At 70.9% G+C, this 18,877-nt stretch carries 17 protein-coding genes; 7 read left to right on the top strand and 10 right to left on the bottom strand.

The annotated features are described in order from the left end of the window. Positions 1 to 115: 115 nt before the first annotated feature. The gene (locus tag OG912_RS31005; protein WP_327712184.1) at positions 116 to 1,282 is read left to right on the top strand and encodes a Rieske 2Fe-2S domain-containing protein; all 1,167 of its coding nucleotides are present in this window, start codon (positions 116 to 118) and stop codon (positions 1,280 to 1,282) included. Next, positions 1,282 to 1,536, top strand: coding sequence for a ferredoxin (locus tag OG912_RS31000; protein ID WP_327712183.1), 255 nt, complete (start codon positions 1,282 to 1,284; stop codon positions 1,534 to 1,536). Before OG912_RS31005 ends, OG912_RS31000 begins: the two co-directional genes overlap by 1 nt. Before the next feature lie 67 nt (positions 1,537 to 1,603). Here OG912_RS31000 and OG912_RS30995 read toward each other — a convergent pair whose 3' ends face one another. The 8 genes from OG912_RS30995 to OG912_RS30960 all read right to left on the bottom strand — a co-directional run bounded on the left by OG912_RS30995 (position 1,604) and on the right by OG912_RS30960 (position 10,881). Next, positions 1,604 to 3,085 carry an FAD-dependent oxidoreductase gene (locus OG912_RS30995; RefSeq protein ID WP_327712182.1) on the bottom strand — a complete coding sequence of 494 codons (1,482 nt, stop codon included), beginning with the start codon at positions 3,083 to 3,085 and terminating at the stop codon, positions 1,604 to 1,606. Beyond that, a complete protein-coding gene (locus tag OG912_RS30990) occupies positions 3,082 to 3,999 on the bottom strand; it encodes a VOC family protein (RefSeq protein WP_327712181.1) in 918 nt (305 codons plus the stop codon). The genes OG912_RS30995 and OG912_RS30990 overlap by 4 nt, the downstream gene beginning before the upstream one ends. 41 nt (positions 4,000 to 4,040) lie before the next feature. After that, positions 4,041 to 5,225, bottom strand: a complete 1,185-nt coding sequence (locus OG912_RS30985; protein WP_327712180.1) for an acyl-CoA dehydrogenase family protein — start codon at positions 5,223 to 5,225, stop codon at positions 4,041 to 4,043. A gap of 8 nt (positions 5,226 to 5,233) precedes the next feature. Beyond that, positions 5,234 to 6,289 (bottom strand): 4-hydroxy-2-oxovalerate aldolase, encoded by a 1,056-nt coding sequence (gene dmpG, locus OG912_RS30980; protein WP_327712179.1) that lies wholly within the window; start codon positions 6,287 to 6,289, stop codon positions 5,234 to 5,236. 28 nt (positions 6,290 to 6,317) lie between these two features. After that, positions 6,318 to 7,172 carry an acetaldehyde dehydrogenase (acetylating) gene (locus OG912_RS30975; RefSeq protein WP_443061112.1) on the bottom strand — a complete coding sequence of 285 codons (855 nt, stop codon included), beginning with the start codon at positions 7,170 to 7,172 and terminating at the stop codon, positions 6,318 to 6,320. Positions 7,173 to 7,283: 111 nt separating this feature from the next. After that, a complete protein-coding gene (locus OG912_RS30970) occupies positions 7,284 to 8,321 on the bottom strand; it encodes a ferredoxin--NADP reductase (protein ID WP_327712176.1) in 1,038 nt (345 codons plus the stop codon). Further along, complete coding sequence (locus tag OG912_RS30965; protein ID WP_327712175.1) at positions 8,318 to 10,015, bottom strand: FAD-binding protein; 1,698 nt, start codon at positions 10,013 to 10,015, stop codon at positions 8,318 to 8,320. The genes OG912_RS30970 and OG912_RS30965 overlap by 4 nt, the downstream gene beginning before the upstream one ends. Further along, positions 10,012 to 10,881: an alpha/beta fold hydrolase gene (locus OG912_RS30960; RefSeq protein WP_327712174.1), complete on the bottom strand. Its 870-nt coding sequence runs from the start codon at positions 10,879 to 10,881 to the stop codon at positions 10,012 to 10,014. Before OG912_RS30960 ends, OG912_RS30965 begins: the two co-directional genes overlap by 4 nt. Positions 10,882 to 11,191: 310 nt before the next feature. On the opposite strand from OG912_RS30960, the gene OG912_RS30955 reads away from it, so the two are divergent. Continuing rightward, positions 11,192 to 11,755 (top strand): flavin reductase family protein, encoded by a 564-nt coding sequence (locus OG912_RS30955; RefSeq protein ID WP_327712173.1) that lies wholly within the window; start codon positions 11,192 to 11,194, stop codon positions 11,753 to 11,755. 50 nt (positions 11,756 to 11,805) lie between these two features. Here OG912_RS30955 and OG912_RS30950 read toward each other — a convergent pair whose 3' ends face one another. Further along, on the bottom strand, positions 11,806 to 12,636 hold the full coding sequence (locus OG912_RS30950; RefSeq protein WP_327713589.1) for an IclR family transcriptional regulator: 831 nt from the start codon (positions 12,634 to 12,636) through the stop codon (positions 11,806 to 11,808). A gap of 251 nt (positions 12,637 to 12,887) precedes the next feature. Here OG912_RS30950 and OG912_RS30945 point away from each other — a divergent pair, with 251 nt between their 5' ends. The 4 genes from OG912_RS30945 (at position 12,888) to OG912_RS30930 (ending at position 18,104) form a co-directional block, all read left to right on the top strand. Further along, positions 12,888 to 13,493, top strand: a complete 606-nt coding sequence (locus tag OG912_RS30945; RefSeq protein ID WP_327712172.1) for an acyl-CoA-like ligand-binding transcription factor — start codon at positions 12,888 to 12,890, stop codon at positions 13,491 to 13,493. Between the two features lie 122 nt (positions 13,494 to 13,615). Continuing rightward, positions 13,616 to 15,223 carry an MDR family MFS transporter gene (locus OG912_RS30940; protein WP_327712171.1) on the top strand — a complete coding sequence of 536 codons (1,608 nt, stop codon included), beginning with the start codon at positions 13,616 to 13,618 and terminating at the stop codon, positions 15,221 to 15,223. A 186-nt stretch (positions 15,224 to 15,409) separates the two neighbouring features. Then, positions 15,410 to 17,575, top strand: a complete 2,166-nt coding sequence (locus tag OG912_RS30935) for a prolyl oligopeptidase family serine peptidase (protein WP_327712170.1) — start codon at positions 15,410 to 15,412, stop codon at positions 17,573 to 17,575. Positions 17,576 to 17,648: 73 nt separating this feature from the next. Then, positions 17,649 to 18,104 (top strand): Rieske (2Fe-2S) protein, encoded by a 456-nt coding sequence (locus tag OG912_RS30930; protein WP_327712169.1) that lies wholly within the window; start codon positions 17,649 to 17,651, stop codon positions 18,102 to 18,104. A gap of 30 nt (positions 18,105 to 18,134) precedes the next feature. On the opposite strand, the gene OG912_RS30925 is transcribed toward OG912_RS30930, so the two are convergent. Then, entirely contained in the window at positions 18,135 to 18,785 is a 651-nt protein-coding gene (locus tag OG912_RS30925) for a cysteine hydrolase (protein ID WP_327712168.1), read from the bottom strand. Positions 18,786 to 18,877: the final 92 nt, after the last annotated feature.

Raw genomic sequence — 18,877 nt, 5'->3', positions numbered from 1 at the left:
CGGCCGGCCCCGGAACGCCGGTTCCGGTCAGTGGGACTCCCCCGGCCGGGCACCGGCGTGCGGGCCTACCGTCCGGGAACCTGGAAACCATGCGTCCTTAAGGGGATGAGAGAACGTGAGCGCAGTCGAGTCAGCACCCGACGACGTCAGGGCCATCGAAGCCGCAGCGGCACCCACGCGTTTCGCGCGCGGCTGGCACTGCCTGGGCCTTTCGGAGAAGTACAGGGACGGAAAGCCGCACTCGGTCCAGGCGTTCGGCCAGAAGCTCGTGGTGTTCCAGGCGGGGGACGGCACACTCAGCGTCCTGGACGCGTACTGCCGGCACATGGGCGGCGACCTCTCGCAGGGAACCGTCAAGGGCGACGAGGTCGCGTGCCCGTTCCACGACTGGCGCTGGGGCGGTGACGGCCGCTGCAAGCAGATCCCGTACTCCAAGAGGGTCCCGCTGCGGGCCCGCACCGCGTCCTGGCCGACGCTCGACCAGGACGGCATGCTCTTCGTCTGGAACGACCCGGAGGGCAATCCCCCGCCCGCCGATGTGACCATCCCCCGGATCGAGGGCGCGACGAGCGACGAGTGGACCGACTGGCTCTGGTACGAGACCACCATCGACGCCAACTGCCGTGAAGTCGTGGACAACGTGGTCGACATGGCCCACTTCTTCTACGTCCACTACTCCTTCCCGACGTATTTCAGGAACGTCTTCGAGGGCCACACCGCCACCCAGCACATGCGCGCGACCGGCCGCCCCGACGCCCGCCCCCAGGAGCAGGGCGACAAGCCGAAGACCACCGGCAGCAACTCGCTGGCCGCGTACCACGGCCCGTCCTTCATGATCGACGATCTCACCTACCACTACGACACCGGTGACCAGCAGTCGGTACTGATCAACTGTCACTATCCCGTCGACGCCAACCGGTTCGTTCTCCAGTACGGGATCATCGTGAAGCGCTCGCCGTCCATGACGGGCGATGCGGCCGACGAACTCGCCTCGGGTATGGCGCAGTTCATCAAGCTCGGCTTCGAGCAGGACATCCAGATCTGGCAGAACAAGGCCCGGATCGACAACCCGCTGCTCTGCGAGGAGGACGGGCCGGTCTACCAACTGCGCCGCTGGTACGAGCAGTTCTACGTGGACGTGGCCGACATCAAGCCGGAGATGACCGACCGGTTCGAGTTCGAGCTGGACACGACGCGGCCCGTCGAGGCGTGGCAGCAGGAGGTCGAGGCGAACCTCGCCCACAAGGCCGCCGCTGCCGCCGCCGAGGACCGGCCGGTCTGATGCGGATCGACAACCGCCTCGCCGACGTCGCGCCGATGCGGCCCCTGGCGTGCGACCGGTGCGCGGCGCAGGTGCTCGTCCGCAAGAGCAGCCGGCAGCAGACGAGTGTGCAGTGGAACGGCGCGGCGGTGGCCCTCTGCGCGGAGCGCGACGGAGCCGGCGCGGCCTTCGAGGGCTGCGGATCCCTGCGCGACACGATCCGCGAGGCCGCGCTCCGGGGCACGATCGCGCTCGTGGACGGCGGCGAGGCCTGAACCCGGCACGCGCCGACGCACAGAAACAGAGGAGGCCGGGCACCCGCCCGGCCTCCTCTGTGCGAACTCAGGCACCCCCCGCCGCGGCAACACCCGCGCGGCGCCCGAAGAACGTGCCGTCGCCGAGGGACGTGCCGCTGACGTATCCCTCGCCGTGGATGCCGGAGGCGGCCCGCCCCGCGGCGTACAGGCCGGGGACCCGGTCGCCCGACACGTCGAGCACCGCCCCGTCCACGGTGGTGTGCAGCCCGCCCAGGGTGAACCCGGCGACCCCCGTCCCGGCGCCCGCACCGGGCTGCCCGCGCCGGTGGAAGCCGGCCCGCGGGTCGACCGCCGCGAACGGCCCCGCCAACGGCCTGAGCCAGCGCGGGTCCTTGTGGAAGTACGGGTCCCGGCCGCGCGCCGCATGCGTGTTGTACGTGCCGACCGTGGACTCCAGGGCACCCTGCGGCATCCCGAGTTCGGCCTCCAGCTCCGCCAGGGTCTCCGTGACGAACCGGGGTACCACGCCCCAGCGATCCGCCTCCGGAATCGACTCGTAGCCCTCCTCGTCGATGATCACCCAGTAGGGGGCGGGCTGCTTCAGCACGGCGGCCACGCTGAACAGGCCGGGGTACACGTCCTCGTTGACGAAGCGCTGCCCGTGGGCGTTGACCAGCATGCCCCGGGTGACCATCGCAGGCAGCGCGGTCAGCGCCAGTTCGACCACGCCCATCCGCCGGGTGGCGGCGCCGAGCGCGGCGGCCATCCGGATGCCGCTGCCGTCGTCCAGTCCGTCGCTGACCTTGTCGTGGCCGAGGAGGTGCGGGGCGTGGTCGGCGAGCATCTCCTCGTTGTCGGCGAACCCGCCGGTGGTCAGCACGACCCCCTTGCGGGCCCGGAAGGCGAGGTCCCGGCCGTGCCGGCGTGCGGTGACCCCGACGACCCGGCCGCTGTCGTCCACGATCAGTGCCGTGGCCAGGGTGTCGGCCTGTACGGCGGCCCCCGCGTCCTCGGCTGCGGCGACCAGCTTCTCCATCACCAGCCAGCCGCCGAAGGCGTCGGTCGCGCAGCGGTGGCCGCGCGGCGCCGGGCGGGCGATCTCGTTGTACGGCCAGGCGTTCTCGCCCAGCCACATCAGTCCGTCCTTGGTGGTCGGCATCCAGGTCGGCGCGTCCCACAGGGTCGGCTCGAAGGTCAGCCCGCGGTCCACGAACCACTGGAAGTGCGCGGCACTGCCCTCGCAGTACAGGCGCAGCTTCTCCTGGTCGGCATGCGGCCCGAGCGCGGCGTCGAGATAGGCGAACATGTCGTCCGCGCTGTCCTCGAAGCCGCACGCCCGCTGCACCGGGGTCCCGCCGCCGAGATACAGCTCACCGCCGGACAGCGCGGAGGACCCGCCGGGGCCCCCGGCCCGTTCCAGTACGAGGACGTCGGCGCCCGCCGCCGCGGCCTCGTATGCCGCGGCGGCTCCGGCGCATCCGAAGCCGACGACCAGCACGTCGGTCTCCCCGTCGTAGTGGCCGACGGTCCCGGCGGGCACCGGTGACACCGGACGGGCGGCTCTCATGCGGTCGTCCCGGGCGGGGTGAACGCCGCAAGGGGCTCGGAGCCGGACCAGTCGTGGCCCCAGTAGCTGTCGGCGGTGATCTCCTCGGCGGTGTAGTGCGCCTCGTCGACGCGCATCCCGTCGTATCCGTACTCGAGGTCCCAGCCGCCGGGAGCCCGCACATAGAACGACACCATCTTGTCGTTGGTGTGCCGCCCCAGCGTCGAGGAGAGCGAGAAGCCCTGCTCGGCCACGTTGTCGAGGGCACGGCCGACCGCGTCCAGGCTGTCCACCTCGACCATCAGATGTACGAGGCCGGGCGCCTCGCCGTGCGGGGCGGGGCAGACGGCCAGGCTGTGGTGGCGTTCGTTGACCCCCATGAAACGCACCCGGCGCGGCGACCCGCCGCCGAGCCGCATCGAGCCGCGGGGCAGGAATCCGAGCACTTCGGTGTAGAAGGCGATCGTCTCGTCGGGGCTGGTGGTGGGCAGGACGATGTGTCCCATCCCCTGACCGCCGGTGACGAACCGCTGGCCGAGCTTGGTGACGACGGGACTGTGGTCGAGGATCGGGGCGAAGAACACCTCGACGGGCACGCCTGCCGGGTCCTCGAAGGTGATGCCCTGCTCGACGCCCCGGTCGTCGGCCTCCTCACGGCTGAGCGGCTTCACTCCCGTACCGGACGCCTCGACGGCACGGCCGACGGCGGCGAGCGCGAACTGGTCCCGCACCTCCCAGCCGATCGACAGCACCCGGTCGGTGTCGCCGGGCAGGACGACGAGCCGGGAGCGGCGCTCGTCCATGCGCAGGTACAGGCCGTCGGGGTCCGGCCCGGATCCTTCGGCGAAGCCGAGGGCGTCCACGGTGAGTTCGCGCCAGCGCCCGATGTCACTGGACTGGACCCGGAGATAGCCGAGTCCGCGGATCTGTGTCATGAGTGTTCCTCTCTGAACCGGTCTGCCGTCGGTCGAAGGCGTCAGATCATCGAGCGCATCGGGCCGTGCGGCGGCTCGATGCCGATCTCGGTGAGGGCGGAGGCGTGGAAGACGGATCCCGGCACATGGATGGCGTGCGTGAGACCCACGTGCGCGTCGCGCCAGAAGCGCTGGATCGGGTTGTCCAGCCGCATCGCGTTGCCGCCGGAGCGGGCGACGATCTCGTCGACGGCTCGGACGGCCCGCCAGGCGGCGGCCGCCTGGGTGCGCCGGCCGACGGCGCGGCGCTCGAAGCTGATCTCCTGCCCGGCCGCGACCGCGTCGTGGAGCCGGCAGATGTTGTCCAGCAGCGCCGAGCGGGCCGCCGCGATCTCGGCCGCCGCCTCGCTGATGGCGTACAGGACGTACGGGTCGTCCTTCACGGCCTGGCCGGTGATCTGCACCCGGCCGCGCTGGTAGTCGAGGTGGTGCGCGAGAGCGCCCTCGCAGATTCCGATCACCGCGGCGGTGATGCCGAGCGGGAACGCGGCCGAGAAGGGCAGCCGGTAGGCGGGGTTGGCCAGCCCGGACTCGGCGGCCAGGGAACCGTCCACGACCTTGGCGTACTCGATCACGCGGTAGTCGGGTACGAACGCGTCCTTGACGATGACGTCCTTGCTGCCGGTGCCGCGCAGCCCGACGACGTCCCAGGAGTCCTCGACGATCTCGTAGTCGGCGCGGGGCAGGATGACGTGCACGGACTGCGGCGGGTTGAGCCGCTTGCCGTCCGCGTCGGCGAGGAAACCGCCGAGGAAGATCCAGCGGCAGTGGTCGGTGCCGGAGGAGAACTGCCAGCGGCCGTTGAAGACGTACCCGCCGTCGACGGGCCTCAGCAGGCCCATCGGTGCGTACGGGGAGGCGATCCAGGTGTCGGGGTCCTCGCCCCAGATCTCCTGCTGGACCCGGGGGTCGGCCATCGCCATCTCCCACGGGTGGACCCCGACGACACCGGTGACCCAGCCGGTCGCTCCGTCCAGAGCGGCGATCCTCATGACGGTCTCGGCGAACTCGCGCGGATGCAGTTCGAGGCCGCCGTACGTCTTCGGCTGGAGCATGCGCATCGCCCCGACGTCCCGCAGGATCTTCGCCGCCTGGTCGTCGAGCCGGCCGAGCGCCTCATTGGCGGGACCGAGGGCACGGATCTCGTCGGCGCGTGCCTCGACGGCTTCGAGTACGGGATTGGGCATGGTGGTTCTCACTTCCCCGAGGAGAGCTGGGCGGTCTCGGACCGGTTCCTCGCCGCGAGGGCGACGGCGATCTCGATGAGCTGGTCCTCCTGGCCCCCGACGAGCTTGCGGCGGCCCGCCTCCATGAGGATCTCGGCGCCGGAGACCTGGTAGGTGGCGGCCTGGCGGGCGGCGTGCTTCAGGAAGCTGGAGTAGACACCGGCGTAACCCATCGTCAGCGACAGCCGGTCGAGCAGGCACTCGCCGTCCATGACGGGCCGGACCACGTCCTCGGCCGCGTCGATGATCTTCAGTACGTCGATGCCGGTACGGATCCCCAGCTTCTCGGCGACGGCGGCGAAGCCCTCGACAGGTGTGTTGCCGGCGCCCGCGCCGAAGCGGCGGGTGGACCCGTCGATCTGCTTGGCCCCGGCGCGTACGGCAAGGACCGAGTTGGCGACGCCGAGGCCGAGGTTCTCGTGGCCGTGGAAGCCGACCTGCGCGTCGTCGCCCAGCTCGGTGACCAGGGCGGCGATCCGGTCACTGGTCTGTTCCATGATGAGGGCACCGGCGGAGTCGACGACGTACACGCACTGGCAGCCCGCGTCGGCCATGATGCGGGCCTGCCGGGCCAGCACCTCGGGCGGCTGACTGTGCGACATCATCAGGAACCCGACGGTTTCCAGGCCGAGTTCGCGGGCGAGGCCGAAGTGCTGGACGGAGATGTCCGCCTCGGTGCAGTGGGTGGCGATCCGGCAGATCGCGGCGCCGTTGTCCGCGGCCTCGCGGATGTCGTCCTGGAGGCCGAGCCCCGGCAGCATCAGGAAGGCGATCTTCGCCCGGCGGGCGGTCTTCACCGCGGCTTTGATGAGCTCCTGCTCCGGGGTGTGGCTGAAGCCGTAGTTGAAGGAGGACCCGCCGAGGCCGTCGCCGTGGGTGACCTCGATGACGGGCACGCCCGCGTCGTCGAGGGCGGCGACGATGGAGGTGACGTGGTCGACGGTGAACTGGTGCTGCTTGGCGTGCGATCCGTCCCTGAGGGACGAGTCGGTGACCCGGATGTCCAGGTCGGAGCTGTAGGGCATGGCTCGTGTACTCCTCGGTGTGCGGCGGTCAGGCGCCGGCGCGGCGGGCGGTGATCCGCTGGGCGAAGCCCTCGCCGACCCTGGTGGCGGCGGCGGTCATGATGTCGAGGTTTCCGGAGTACGGCGGCAGGAAGTCGCCCGCGCCCTCCACCTCGATGAAGACCGCGACGCGGGCGGGCCCGCCGCTGACCGCGGTCGGTCCGTCGAACTGCGGCTCGGTGCGCAGCCGGTAGCCGGGTACGTACGCGGCGACCCGGGCAACGGTCTCGTGGATGGACTCGGTAAGGGCGTCCCGGTCCGCATCGGCGGGGATGGCGCAGAAGACGGTGTCCTGCATCAGCATCGGCGGCTCGGCCGGGTTGAGGATGATGATGGCCTTGCCCTTGGCGGCGCCGCCGATCGTCTCGATGCCCCGGCTCGTGGTGAGCGTGAACTCGTCGATGTTGGCGCGGGTGCCGGGTCCCGCCGACGGCGAGGCGACGCTCGCGACGATCTCCGCGTAGGCCACCTCGGTGACCCGCGAGACGGCGTGCACGATCGGGATGGTGGCCTGGCCGCCGCAGGTGATGAGGGAGACGTTCGGTGCGTCGAGGTGGTCGCCCAGGTTGACGGCGGGCACGACGGCCGGGCCGATCGCGGCGGGCGTCAGGTCGATGGCCTGGATGCCGAGTCCGGCGTACTTGGGGGCGTTGGCCCGGTGGACGTACGCGGACGTGGCCTCGAAGACCAGGTCCGGCCGTTCCTGGCCGGCCAGGAGGGCGTCGACTCCGTCGGCGCTCGCGTGCAGGCCGTGGTCGGCGGCACGCTTGAGGCCGGGGCTCTGCTCGTCGATGCCGATCATCCAGCGCGGCTCGATGTCCGGCGAGCGCAGGAGTTTGTACATCAGGTCGGTGCCGATATTGCCGGATCCGACGATCGCGGCGGTCGCCTTGGTCACGGTTCGAACCTCATCCGGGTCGAGTGGGGAAGGGAGAAGGGGTGCGGGAGGGCGCGGTCAGCCGTCGTAGGTGGCCTTGAGACGGTCGCTGAGCGGGCGCGCCTGGCAGGCGAGGATCAGGCCGTCGGCGAGGTCGGTCACGTCGAGGACCTCGTTGCGCTCCATGGCCACCTCCCCCTCGGTGAGTACGCAGGCGCAGGCGCTGCAACTGCCCTCGCGGCAGGAGTACGGCGCGTCCAGTCCGGCGGCGAGCAGCACGTCGAGCAGGGGTGTGTTCCGGGGCCAGTCGACGGTGTGGCGCACCCCGTCCAGCTCCACGTCGGCCGTACTGACGGGCCCTGCGGTGTCCGGCTCGGGCGCGGGCTCGCGTTCCGCGAACGGGTCGCCGGTCAGTGAGGTGAAGCGCTCGACCGTGATCCGGTCCGGTGGTACGCCCAGTCCGGTGAGCGCGCCGGCCGCCAGTTCCATGAAGGGGCCGGGACCGCAGACGAAGGCGGGCCTCCCGGCGTAGGGGCCGGCGAGGGTGCGCAGGCCGGCTGCGGTGGGCCGGCCCTGGACGGACTCAAGCCAGTGCAGGACGGTGAGCCGGTCTCCGTACTCCTGTGCCAGCGCGGTCAGTTCGTCGCGGAAGATGACGGACTGCTCGTCACGGTTGGCGTAGAGAAGCGTGACCGCGCCGGTCCCCGCGTGCAGGGCGGAGACGAGGATCGACATGACCGGGGTGATGCCGCTGCCCGCGGCGCACAGCAGGAAGTCGCCGTCGAGCGAGTCCGGGGTGAAGGTGCCGGCGGGCCGCAGCACCTCCAAGGTGTCGCCCTCGGTGACGTGGTCGCAGATCCAGTGGGAGGCGTACCCCCCGGCCGTGCGCTTGACGGTCACCTTCAGGTGCTCGTCGCGCGCCGGGGAGCTGCACAGCGAATAGCAGCGGGCCGCTCCGCCGGGGCGCTCGGAGGGCACCCGTACGGTGAGGAACTGGCCGGGCCGGTAGGTGAACCGGGCCCGGTCCCCGTCCGCCGGTTCCAGGACGAGTGAGTGCGCGTCGGCCGTCTCCCGGATCACCTTGACGACGCGTACGGTCAGCGGCGCCGGGCTCACGGGGTGCCTCCGGCGGCCCCGGCCCCCGAGCGGGTGACGGCGGCCGCGTGCCGGGCCGCGAGGTAGCCGAACACGATGGCGGGGCCGATGGTGGCACCGGGTCCGGCGTACTCGTTGCCCATGACGGCCGCGGACGTGTTGCCGGTGGCGTACAGCCCGGCGACGGCCGAGCCGTCCTCGCGCAGCACCCGGCTGTGCTCGTCGCAGACGAGGCCGCCCTTGGTCCCGAGGTCGCCGACCTCGATACGGATCGCGTAGTAGGGGGCCTTGACGAGTTCGTCGAGGTTGGGGTTCTTCATCGTCGGGTCGCCGTAGTAGCGGTCGTAGGCGCTGTCGCCGCGGCCGAAGTCGGTGTCCTTGCCGGTACGGGCGAAGCCGTTGAACCGTTCGACGGTCCCGGTGAGGGCGTCGGCCGGGACGTCGATGCTCCGGGCGAGATCGGCGACGGTGTCCGCGCGGTGCACGGTGCCGTTCTCGTAGAACGCCTTGGGGAAGGGCATGCCGGGGAGGATCTGCGCGAACGGATACCGGGCACGGGCCTTGGCGTCCATGACGAACCAGGCGGTGGTGTGCCCGCCTTCGAGCTGGTCGTGGACGAAGTTGACGTACGGGGACGACTCGTTGGTGAAGCGTCTGCCGTCGGCGGAGACGATGACCGACGGCGGGATGCACCGCTCGGAGACCAGCGGGATCGTGGCACCGGAGGGGTGGTGCACGGACGGCATCCACCAGGCGTCGTCCATGAAGTCGAGGGCTGCGCCGAGTGCCTGGCCGGCGAGGATGCCGTCGCCGACGTTCTCGACGGCTCCGGCGCTGTGGTTGTCGCGGCCGCCCTCGGGCAGGTACTTCTCGCGCATCTCCCGGTTGTGGTCGAAACCGCCCGTGGCGAGGAGCACGCCGTGCCGGGCGCCGACCCGTACGGCCTTGCCGTCGCGGGTGACGACGACGCCGGTGACCGTGCCCTGTGCGTCGGTGACGAGCTCGGTCATCGGGCTGCGCAGCCACACCGGTACGCCGGCTTCCTTGAGCGCCATCCGCATCCGCGCCACCAGCGCCCTGCCTCCGGTCGCCATGTGGCGGCGGCGGACCATGTTGGACGAGACGCGCCAGGCGGCGATCACTGAGGCCCGGCGTCCGCGCCAGGTCCGCTTGACCATCGCGAGGTCGCGGTAGTCCTTGGCGGTGATCCAGAGCCCGAGGGGGCCCTTGAGACTGTTGGGCCGCTGGTGCTTCTCGTCCTCGCCGAGATTGCGGGTGTCGAAGGGCAGCGCCTCGATGGACCGGCCGCGCGGGCGGCCGCCGTCGTACTCGGGGTGGTAGTCGGCGTAGCCCTTGACCCAGAAGAACCGCATCCAGCGGCTCTTCTCCAGCAGCTCCATCGCGGCGGGGCCCTGGTCGACGTAGGCGTCGAGTCGGGCAGCGGGCACGCGGTTCTCGGTGAGCAGGTCGAGATAGCGGCGTACGGACTCGCGGCTGTCGTCGTGCCCCTCGGCCCGCAGGGTGGGGTTGTTGGGGATCCAGATGCCACCCCCGGAGATGCCGGTCGTCCCCCCGTACATCGCTCCCTTCTCCACGACAACGGTGCTCAGTCCGCTGTCGGCCGCGGTCAGCGCGGCGGCCATGCCGCCTCCGCCGCTGCCGACGACGACGAAGTCGAACTCCTCGTCCCAGGCGCCCTGGGCGGCGGCGCTCACGCCGCGTCCTTGCGGGTGAGGAAGGCGAGGACCGCGCTTTCCCAGGCGGCCTTCTGTTCGATCATCACCCAGTGCCCGCAGTCCGGGAAGACGTGCAGTTCGGCGTCGGGGATGGTGCGCATCGGCACGATCGACATGTCGACAGGGCTGACCCGGTCGTCGCGGCCCCAGGTGAGCAGCGTCTTCGCGCGGAGCCGGTGGAGCATGGCCCAGTACGGTGCCGCGTCGGACGCGGCGGCCGCGGCGGAACGAGCGGCGAACGCCTCGCTGCCGTACATCAGGCGCGCACTGGCGAGCGTGTCCGGGTCGGTGGCCTGGGCCCACCGCTCCTCGATGAGTTCCTCGGTCACCAGGGACCGGTCGTACACCATGGAGTTCAGCCAGCGGACGAGGCCCTCGCGGGAGGGTGCGTCGGTGAACTCGGAGAGCAGCTTGATCCCCTCACCGGGCCCCGGGCTGAACAGGTTCCGGCCGATGCCGCCGATCGTCACGAGGCGGCGCACCCGGTCGGGGTGGGCCAGCGCGAACTGCGTGCCGACGATGCCGCCCATCGAGTTGCCGATGATGTCGACCTGCTGGAGCCCGAGTCCGTCGAGGAGGCGGGTGACGGACGAGGCGGCTGTCGCCATGGGGTGGCCGTCGGCCGGGTCGCTGACCCCGAATCCGGGGAACTCCAGGACCAGGCAGCGGAAGTGTTCGGCGAACGCACCCAGGTTGTGCCGGTAGTTGCGCCATCCGGTGACCCCGGGGCCGGATCCGTGCAGCAACAGCAGGGGCGGGCCGTCTCCGGCCTCGTGGTAGCACAACACGCCTTCATCGGTGGCGAGTTCGCGCAGTGTGGAGTCATGGCTCAGCGCCGTCATCATCCCTGCCTCGGTTGACCTCGGTGTCCGGTGGACCCGGTGTGCCGGCCAGGGTGGTGATCCCTCCGGGCGGCCATGGGTGCCGTGTGATCGGTTCCTGGACGGTAGCCACGGCCTGCCGGGCCACGCGGCGGGCGTCTCGGTGAGCGGGATGCGTACGGCCGCCGGGATGCGGGCGGCCTGCGGCGGCCCACCGCTCGGGGCCGTTCCACTCATCGGGAACAGCCCCCCGACGCTTCGGCCGCTGTCCTACTTTCGGCCCCCTGCCCGGCCCCGGGCACACCACCGCACCGTCCCCGTCGAGGTGAACCCGATGACCGCAGAGTCCCTGTCCGCGCCCGAGGCATGCGAGGAGACCGAGCCGACCCCTGCACGGATGCGGCACACCATGGGGACGTTCGCGTCCGGGGTCACGGTGGTGACGGGGATCGGCCGGGACGGCGACCCCGCAGGTTTCGCGTGCCAGTCGTTCGCTTCGGTGTCGCTCGAACCGGCCCTGGTCCTGTTCTGCGCCGACCACCGGGGGCGGGCCTGGCCGAGGATCAGGGAGGCGGGGCGGTTCACCGTGAACATCCTGGCCGAGGAACAGACTGATCTCTGCGGCCGGTTCGGTTCGAGCAGGGGCCGCAAGTACGAGGGGCTGGACTGGGAGGTCTCCCGCTGGGGAACGCCGTCGCTGCCCGGCGTCCTGACCCGGGTGCACGCCGACATCCACGACGTGCACGGCGCGGGCGACCACGATGTCGTGGTGGGCCGGGTCCTCGCCCTGGAGACCGTGACCGACCGGCAGCCGATGCTCTTCTTCCGCGGCGGCTTCGGCCTCGGCAGCCCGGCGGCGCCCCCCGGCCCGTGGGGCTGGGGCGACCACTGGGGGTGAGGAGCGGCGGGCCCCGGTCGTATACGGGGCCCTCCTCATCTCCGCCTCGTCTACTGCCAGTCGCCGTACTGCCCCGCGGCGAGCAGGCGGTCCATGGCCTGCGGGGACCACGTCTCCTCCGGCACGGCGGCAGCCCGGCGCGCCGCTCTGACCGGCGTCTCCGGCTCGGGGAACAACTCGTGCGACACCTGCCGCGCCGCGTCCACGACCAGCGGCGCCACCTTCTCCAGCGGGGACCAGGCGTCCCCCACCAGGGAGATCGCGGCGACCGGCCCCTCGGGCCCGCGCACCGCGGCGGCGACGCAGGCGATGTCCGGGAAGCACTCGCCGCGCTCGAAGGCGAGGCCGTGGCGGCGGCGGATGCGGTTGAGTTCCTGGTGCAGGGTGCCGAGGTCCGCGATGGTCCGCTGCGTCAGACGACCGATGGATTCGGCGGCCCTGGCCTCGACGTCCTCCGGTTCGTGCCAGGCCAGCATGGCCTTGCCGAGCGCGGTCGAATGGGCGGGTGCCCGGCCGCCGACACGGGAGGGAACAGCCGCGGCGAAACGGCCGCCGACCTTGTCGAGGTAGTGCACCTCCGCCCCGTCCAGGACGGCCAGGTGGACCACCAGTCCGGTCTGGATCTGCAGGTGGTGCAGCCGGGCGGCGGCGGCCTCGCGGATCCTGCTGTGCGCGCCGTCCCCGCCGCCGAGGCCGAGGGCGCGGCGCCCGAGTCCGTAGCCGAGGCCGGTGTGTTCGAGCCAGCGCAGCCGTACCAGCTGGTCAAGAATCCGGTGCGCCGTCGACCTGGGCAGCTGTGTGGACCGGGCCACTTCCTCCAGCGAGAGCCGGGCCGTCCGGCCCTCGAAGACGTCCATGATCAGCGTCATCCGCTCGACCATCGACGGTGGCAGTTCGCGACGAACCGGCGCAGGCACGTGGGGAGCATCTTGGACAGCCGTCATGGGTGCCTCCAGTCACAGACTGAAATGAATTCTTGTTTTCCGGAATGTAACAGCGCCCCCCGAGCCCAGTGAAGAGATACGCACCGTCTCTTTTGACCGCACACGTCACCGGCAGGCGGCACACCGCCCCCCGGCCCGCACCGCAAGGAATTTTGCCCAGGGTGCAAAATTGCATAGCATGCACCTTCATGAGTGCCGACGACACCTCCCTCGGGCTGCGCGAACGCAAGAAGCGCGCGACGCGCGACGCCCTTGCCGACATGGCGCTGCGCATGGCCGCGGACCGGGGGATCGAGAACGTGACCGTGGAAGCGGTCACCGACGCGGTCGGCGTCTCCGTACGCACGTTCTTCAACTACTTCCCGTGCCTCGACGACGCGATCACCCGCCCCGGCATCGAGAGCGCCGAACGGACCCGCCGGGCCGTACTGAACGCCCCGGAACACCTCACGGCACTCGAAGCTCTCAGCGAGGCGCTCGCCCGGGAACTCGCCCAGATCGAGGAGGACCACGAACGCTGGGAGCTCCAGATGACGGTGCTCAGGACGAGCCCTTCACTGCTTCCTGGCTTCCTGGCCGCCCAGGGTGCCGACGAGCGCGCCCTGGTCGCCGTTCTGGCCGAGCGTCTGGGGCAGGACCCCGAGACCGATCTCCAGCCCCGGCTGCTCGCGCACGTGGCGATCGCCGCCGTGCGCGCCACCGTCGAGGTCTGGGTGTCCTCCGGCCGCACCCGTACGTTCCAGAGCCTCTACCGCGAGGCGTTCGCCTCACTGGCCACCGGCCTGAAGACGTGAAGACCTGAAGACCTGCATCACCGGGGCTTCACCCGTCACCGCAGAACCACTCGTCACAGAACCACTCTCCACAGAACCAGTCACCACAGAACCAGTCACCAGAGAATGAGGAACGTCAGCCGATGACCGCTGCCGTCACACCCGAAACCGGTACCGCCGGTTCACCCGAGGGGGCCGCGTCCGGTATGACGCGCCGCCAGATACTTCAGGCCATGTCCGGCCTGATGGCCGGAATGTTCGTGGCCATCCTGGCCTCCACCGTGGTCTCCAACGCCCTGCCCAGGATCATCGCCGATCTGAACGGCAGCCAGTCCTCGTACACCTGGGTCGTCACGGCCGAGCTTCTCGCCATGACGGCGACCGTCCCGATCTGGGGCAAGCTGTCCGACCTCTACGACAAGAAGCTGCTCATCCAGCTCTCGCTGTCGATGTTCGTCGTCGGCTCGCTCGTCGCCGGCTTCTCGCACAGCGTCGGGCTGCTCATCGTGAGCCGCGTCGTGCAGGGCATCGGCGCGGGCGGTCTCACCGCACTCGCCCAGGTCGTGATGGCGGCGATCATCCCGCCGCGTGAACTCGGCCGCTACTCCGGCATCTTCGGTGCCGTCTTCGCCGTCGGCACCGTCGCGGGCCCGCTCATCGGGGGCGTACTCGTCGACACCTCCTGGCTCGGCTGGCGCTGGTGCTTCTTCATCGGCGTGCCGTTCGCGCTGCTTGCCATCGTGCTGCTCCAGCTGACCCTGAAACTGCCCACGGTCCGCCGGGAAGTGAAGATCGACTATCTCGGCGCCGTCCTCATCATGAGCGGCGTCAGCGCCCTGCTGCTGTGGGTGACCCTGGCGGGCAACCAGTTCGACTGGGCGTCGTGGCAGACTGCCGCCCTGGTCACCGCGGGTGTCGTCCTGCTGGGCACCGCGATCCTGGTCGAATCCAGGGTCAAGGAACCGATCATCCCGCTGGACATCTTCCGCAACCGCACCGTGGCACTGACGACGGTCGCGAGCATGCTGGTCGGCGTGGCCATGTTCGGCGGCACGGTGTTCCTCTCGCAGTACTTCCAGATCTCGCTCGGCAAGACGCCGACCATCGCGGGCCTGATGAGCCTGCCGATGATCCTCGGCCTGATGGTCTCCACGACCGTCGCAGGACAGATCATCTCCTCCAGGGGCAAGTGGAAGGGCTTCCTGATCGCGGGAGGCGTCATCATGACCGCGGGCATGGGCCTGCTGTCCACGATCGGCGCCGACTCCTCGTTCGCCGTGCTCAGCCTGTACATGGTCGTGCTCGGCGTCGGCGTCGGCATGTTGATGCAGAACCTGGTGCTGGCCGCACAGAACGACGTACCCGCGTCGGAACTCGGTGCGGCCACCTCGGTGCTCTCGTTCTTCCGGAGCCTCGGCGGGGCGATCGGTACGAGCGCACTGGGCGCCGTCCTCGGCCACCGGGTGGCCTCGGAGATGGAGAAGGGCTTCGGCGGGGCAGCGGACAACGGGGGTGCCGGGCACGGCGTTCCCAACCTCAGCACCCTTCCCGAACCGGCCCGCCAGGTGGTCGAGAACGCGTACGGCGTCGCGACCGCGGACGTCTTCCTGATCGGCGCCCCCTTCGCGTTCCTCGCCCTGATCGCGGTGCTGTTCATCAAGGAGAAGCCGCTCAAGACGCAGAGCGGCATGGAGCGCCTCGCGGAGGAGAGCGCCGCCGCGGCGAAGTCCGCCACCGCCCCGACGCACTGATCTCCGCCGCACAGGCACACCGTCACCCGGAGCCCCGCATCGCACGCGCCCGTCGCGTGTGATGCGGGGCTCCGTCGCGTCAGGGCCGGTGTCCGCAGGGCCGCCGTCCCTCCGGAGGGGAGCCCCGCATCACATGGGGGCTGACCGGGATGGATCGAGCACATTTCGACCTGTCATGGTGTCGCCATGACTCCCCCTTCCGACGCACCCGCCGACGCACACGCGACCGCCTCCGAGCGCTTCCCCCTCCAGTTCGCCCGCACCCGGCGCTTCTCGCTCGGCGTGCCCCGGCAGCTCACCGTCTCCCCCGACGGCGAACGGGTGCTGTTCGTCCGGAGCGCCTCGGGAACCGATCTTGTGAGCAGGCTGTGGCTGCATGAGAACGGTACGGAACGGCTGCTCGCCGATCCGCTCGATCCCTGCTTCACGAACGAGGAACCGGGCGAGGTTCCCCCGGAGGAGCTGGCCCGCCGGGAGCGGGCCCGCGTGACGTCCTCGGGATTGGTGTCCTACGCCACCGACGCCTCAGCGCGGCTGGTCGCCTTCGCGCTCCAGGGCGTCCTGTGGGTGCTCCGCACCGACGGCGGCGCCGCGCGCCGGGTCACCACGGCCGGACCGGTCGTCGATCCGCGCCCCTCTCCTGACGGCTCCCTGATCGCGTACGTGTCCGGGGGCGCGCTGCGGATCGTACGGGCGGACGGGACCGGCGACCGGCCGCTGGCCGAACCGGACGGAGAGCACGTGACGTACGGTCTGTCCGACTACGTCTCGCAGGAGTCGATCGGACGCTCGCGCGGTTACTGGTGGTCGCCTCGCGGCGATGCGCTCCTGGTCGCCCGGGTGGACACGGCAGCGGTCAGGCGCCGGTACATCGCCGATCCCTCGGACCCGGAACGGCCGCCCCGCGTGGTGGCGTATCCGGCCGCCGGCACCGCGAACGCGAAGGTGTCGATGCATCTGGTGCCGGTCCGCGGGGAGCGGATCGCCGTCCGCCTGCCCGCGGAGGCCGGGGACGGACACCCCGAAGACGTATGGACGGACCGCGCGTTCGAGTACGTCGTGGCGGCGGGCTGGGACGGCCACGGGCCGCTCGTCTCCGTACAGACACGGGACCAGCGGTCGGTCCATGTCCTGGAGGTGGACGAGGCGTCGGGTGCGACCCGCGTCTCGCACCGGACCCAGGACTCCGCCTGGGTCGCCCTGCGTCCGGGCACGCCGCTGCGCCTCGCCTCCGGAGCGCTCGTCGTCCCGGCACGGCCGGGAGGCGACAGCCAGGGGCTGGACATCGGCGGCACCACGACGCCGCCGGGCCTGGAGGTCCGCGAGGTGATCGGCGCGGCCGACGGTCGTGTGTACTTCACGGCGGGCGAGGAGCCCACCGAGATCCATGTCTGGTCGTACGCCACCGATGATCCGGGTGAGGGTTTCGTACGGGTCAGCAGCTCACCCGGCGTACACACGGCGGCAGTCGGCGGTGCCACGGTGGTTCTGGACAGCAGGACGCCGGACGGCCACACGGTGACGGTGCTGCGCGCCGGCGTGCCCGTGGGAAGCATCGCGGTACTGGCCGAGGAACCCCTCGTCACCCCGCGGCCGCTGGCCCTGAGCCTGGGGAGGCGGAAACTGCGCAGCAGGCTCTATCTGCCGTCGTGGCACCGGCCGGGCGACGGTCCCCTGCCGGTGCTGCTCAACCCCTACGCCGGCCACGGCATGCAGGTCGTCCTGGAGGTACGGGCGTGGTGGGTCGCGGTCGCCCAGTGGTTCGCCGAGCAGGGGTTCGCGGTGCTGGTGACGGACGGACGAGGCACCCCGGGACGTGGTGAGGCGTGGGAGAAGTCGGTGCACGGCGACCGCCTCACGGCCGTCCTGGAGGACCAGATCGACGCCTTGCACGCGGCGGCCGCCCGTCACCCCGACCTCGACCTGACCAGGGTGGCGATGCGTGGCTGGTCGTTCAGCGGGTATCTGGCGGCGGCGGCCGTCCTGCGGCACCCGGAGGTCTTCCACGCGGCGGTGGCGGGAGCGGCCCCCGCCGACCGGCGGCTCTACGACACCCATTGGGAGGAACGCTTTCTGGGACACCCGGACGTGCAGCCCGAGAACTACACCCGGAACTCGCTCCTGGACGAGGCGGCGGCACTGACCCGGCCGCTCATGCTCGTGCACGGTCTTGCCGATGACAATGTGGCCGTGGCGCACACACTGCGGCTCTCCGCAGCACTGCTCGCCGCGGGCAGGCCGCACACGGTTCTGCCGCTGTCGGGCGCCGGCCACCTGGTCGGACGGGAGCAGACCGCAAGCAATCTGCTGCTGCTGGAGCGGGACTTCCTGTGGAAGTCCCTGGGGCGTTGAACACAGACAACCGGCTGCGCGTACCTCTGGACGAAGCGTCGGAGCCGAGAACACCGCGGAAGGAAGCACCAGCATGAGCGCATCGCAGGACCACGAGGTCCACATCGGACGCCGGACCGTCGTCACAGCGGTCGGCGCCGTCTCCGTGGCCGCCGTACTGACCGCGTGCGGCGGCTCGAAGGAGGCAGCCGGTTCCGGTGTCGTCAAGCAGACCGATGACGGCGGGGACGGCGGCGGAGGCCCGGTCCTCGCGAAGACCGCCGACATCCCGGAGGGCGGCGGCAAGATCTTCACGGAACAGGGGGTCGTGGTGACGCAGCCCGCGCCCGGTGAGTTCAAGGCGTTCTCGTCGAAGTGCACCCACGCGGGGTGCGCGGTGTCGAGCGTCTCCGACGGCGCCATCAACTGCCCGTGTCACGGAAGCAAGTTCGACGTGGCGACGGGTGCGGTCAAGACGGGGCCCGCCACCACGCCGCTGCCCGCCGCCGCGATCACGGTCGAGGGCGACTCGATCAGCCTGGCGTCTTAGCCGGCCTCCCTGCCGACCCGGGGCGCCCCTTCACCCCCTCGTCCCGGTCCGTCCGCTCAGCCAGCAGCCGAGCAGGGCGTCGGTCGTGGTCACGGTGGCGACCAGGGCCAGGGTGTTGCGGATCATCGCGGGGGTGTAGTCGGCGGGCACCCCCGCGATGGCATCGGCCGGCACCACTGCGGTGTACCCGAGGTTCACCGCGTCGAAGACCGCGTTGGGAATCGCCACATTCGCCGATACGCCGGTGACGACCAGGGTGCGACAGCCCAGGTTACGGAGCAGAGCGTCCACGTCCGTACCCGCTATCGGCGACAGCCCGTGCAGCCTGCGGACGACGAGGTCCTGGTCCGCCACCTCGATGGGCTCGGCGATCCGTACCGCCGTGGTGCCGGAATGCTGCTGTACGGGGAGCCGCCCCGCGGCACGGAAGAGACGGGCGTTGCTGTTGGCGCCCCGGCCGTCCGGGCGGCGTTCGGCCACCGCGTGCAGCACCTGGACGCCTGCCTCGTGGGCGGCGGAGACCAGTCGTGCGACGTTGTGCAGGGCTCCGGAGGACCTGGCCTCCTTGGCCAGTTCGGGCAGCGCGCTGCCGGGTCCCACCACACCTTGCTGGCATTCCACCGTCAGCAGGACGGTGGTGGCCGGATCGGTCTGCTCGGCTAGCTGTTCCCTGGACGGCACGGCAGCCCCTCTCGATGACGGATCGGCCGCGCGAGGCTAGCCTCCATTGCGCGATGAAGGAAGAGGCCTCATGATTCCTGACACATAGTCAG

Source organism: Streptomyces sp. NBC_00464, from assembly GCF_036013915.1.
In the GTDB taxonomy this organism is placed as follows: Bacteria; Actinomycetota; Actinomycetes; order Streptomycetales; family Streptomycetaceae; genus Streptomyces.
The sequence above is the reverse complement of the archived record's forward strand: the minus strand, read 5'-3'. Positions and strand labels throughout refer to the sequence as shown.

Coding starts and splice junctions, on each gene's coding strand:
- OG912_RS31000 (WP_327712183.1), top strand. CDS start 1,282: ATGCGGATCGACAACCGCCTCGCCGACGTCGCGCCGATGCGGCCCCTG.
- OG912_RS30995 (WP_327712182.1), bottom strand. CDS start 3,085: ATGAGAGCCGCCCGTCCGGTGTCACCGGTGCCCGCCGGGACCGTCGGC.
- OG912_RS30990 (WP_327712181.1), bottom strand. CDS start 3,999: ATGACACAGATCCGCGGACTCGGCTATCTCCGGGTCCAGTCCAGTGAC.
- OG912_RS30985 (WP_327712180.1), bottom strand. CDS start 5,225: ATGCCCAATCCCGTACTCGAAGCCGTCGAGGCACGCGCCGACGAGATC.
- dmpG (WP_327712179.1), bottom strand. CDS start 6,289: ATGCCCTACAGCTCCGACCTGGACATCCGGGTCACCGACTCGTCCCTC.
- OG912_RS30975 (WP_443061112.1), bottom strand. CDS start 7,172: ATGTACAAACTCCTGCGCTCGCCGGACATCGAGCCGCGCTGGATGATC.
- OG912_RS30960 (WP_327712174.1), bottom strand. CDS start 10,881: ATGATGACGGCGCTGAGCCATGACTCCACACTGCGCGAACTCGCCACC.
- OG912_RS30955 (WP_327712173.1), top strand. CDS start 11,192: ATGACCGCAGAGTCCCTGTCCGCGCCCGAGGCATGCGAGGAGACCGAG.
- OG912_RS30950 (WP_327713589.1), bottom strand. CDS start 12,636: ATGGTCGAGCGGATGACGCTGATCATGGACGTCTTCGAGGGCCGGACG.
- OG912_RS30945 (WP_327712172.1), top strand. CDS start 12,888: ATGAGTGCCGACGACACCTCCCTCGGGCTGCGCGAACGCAAGAAGCGC.
- OG912_RS30940 (WP_327712171.1), top strand. CDS start 13,616: ATGACCGCTGCCGTCACACCCGAAACCGGTACCGCCGGTTCACCCGAG.
- OG912_RS30935 (WP_327712170.1), top strand. CDS start 15,410: ATGACTCCCCCTTCCGACGCACCCGCCGACGCACACGCGACCGCCTCC.
- OG912_RS30930 (WP_327712169.1), top strand. CDS start 17,649: ATGAGCGCATCGCAGGACCACGAGGTCCACATCGGACGCCGGACCGTC.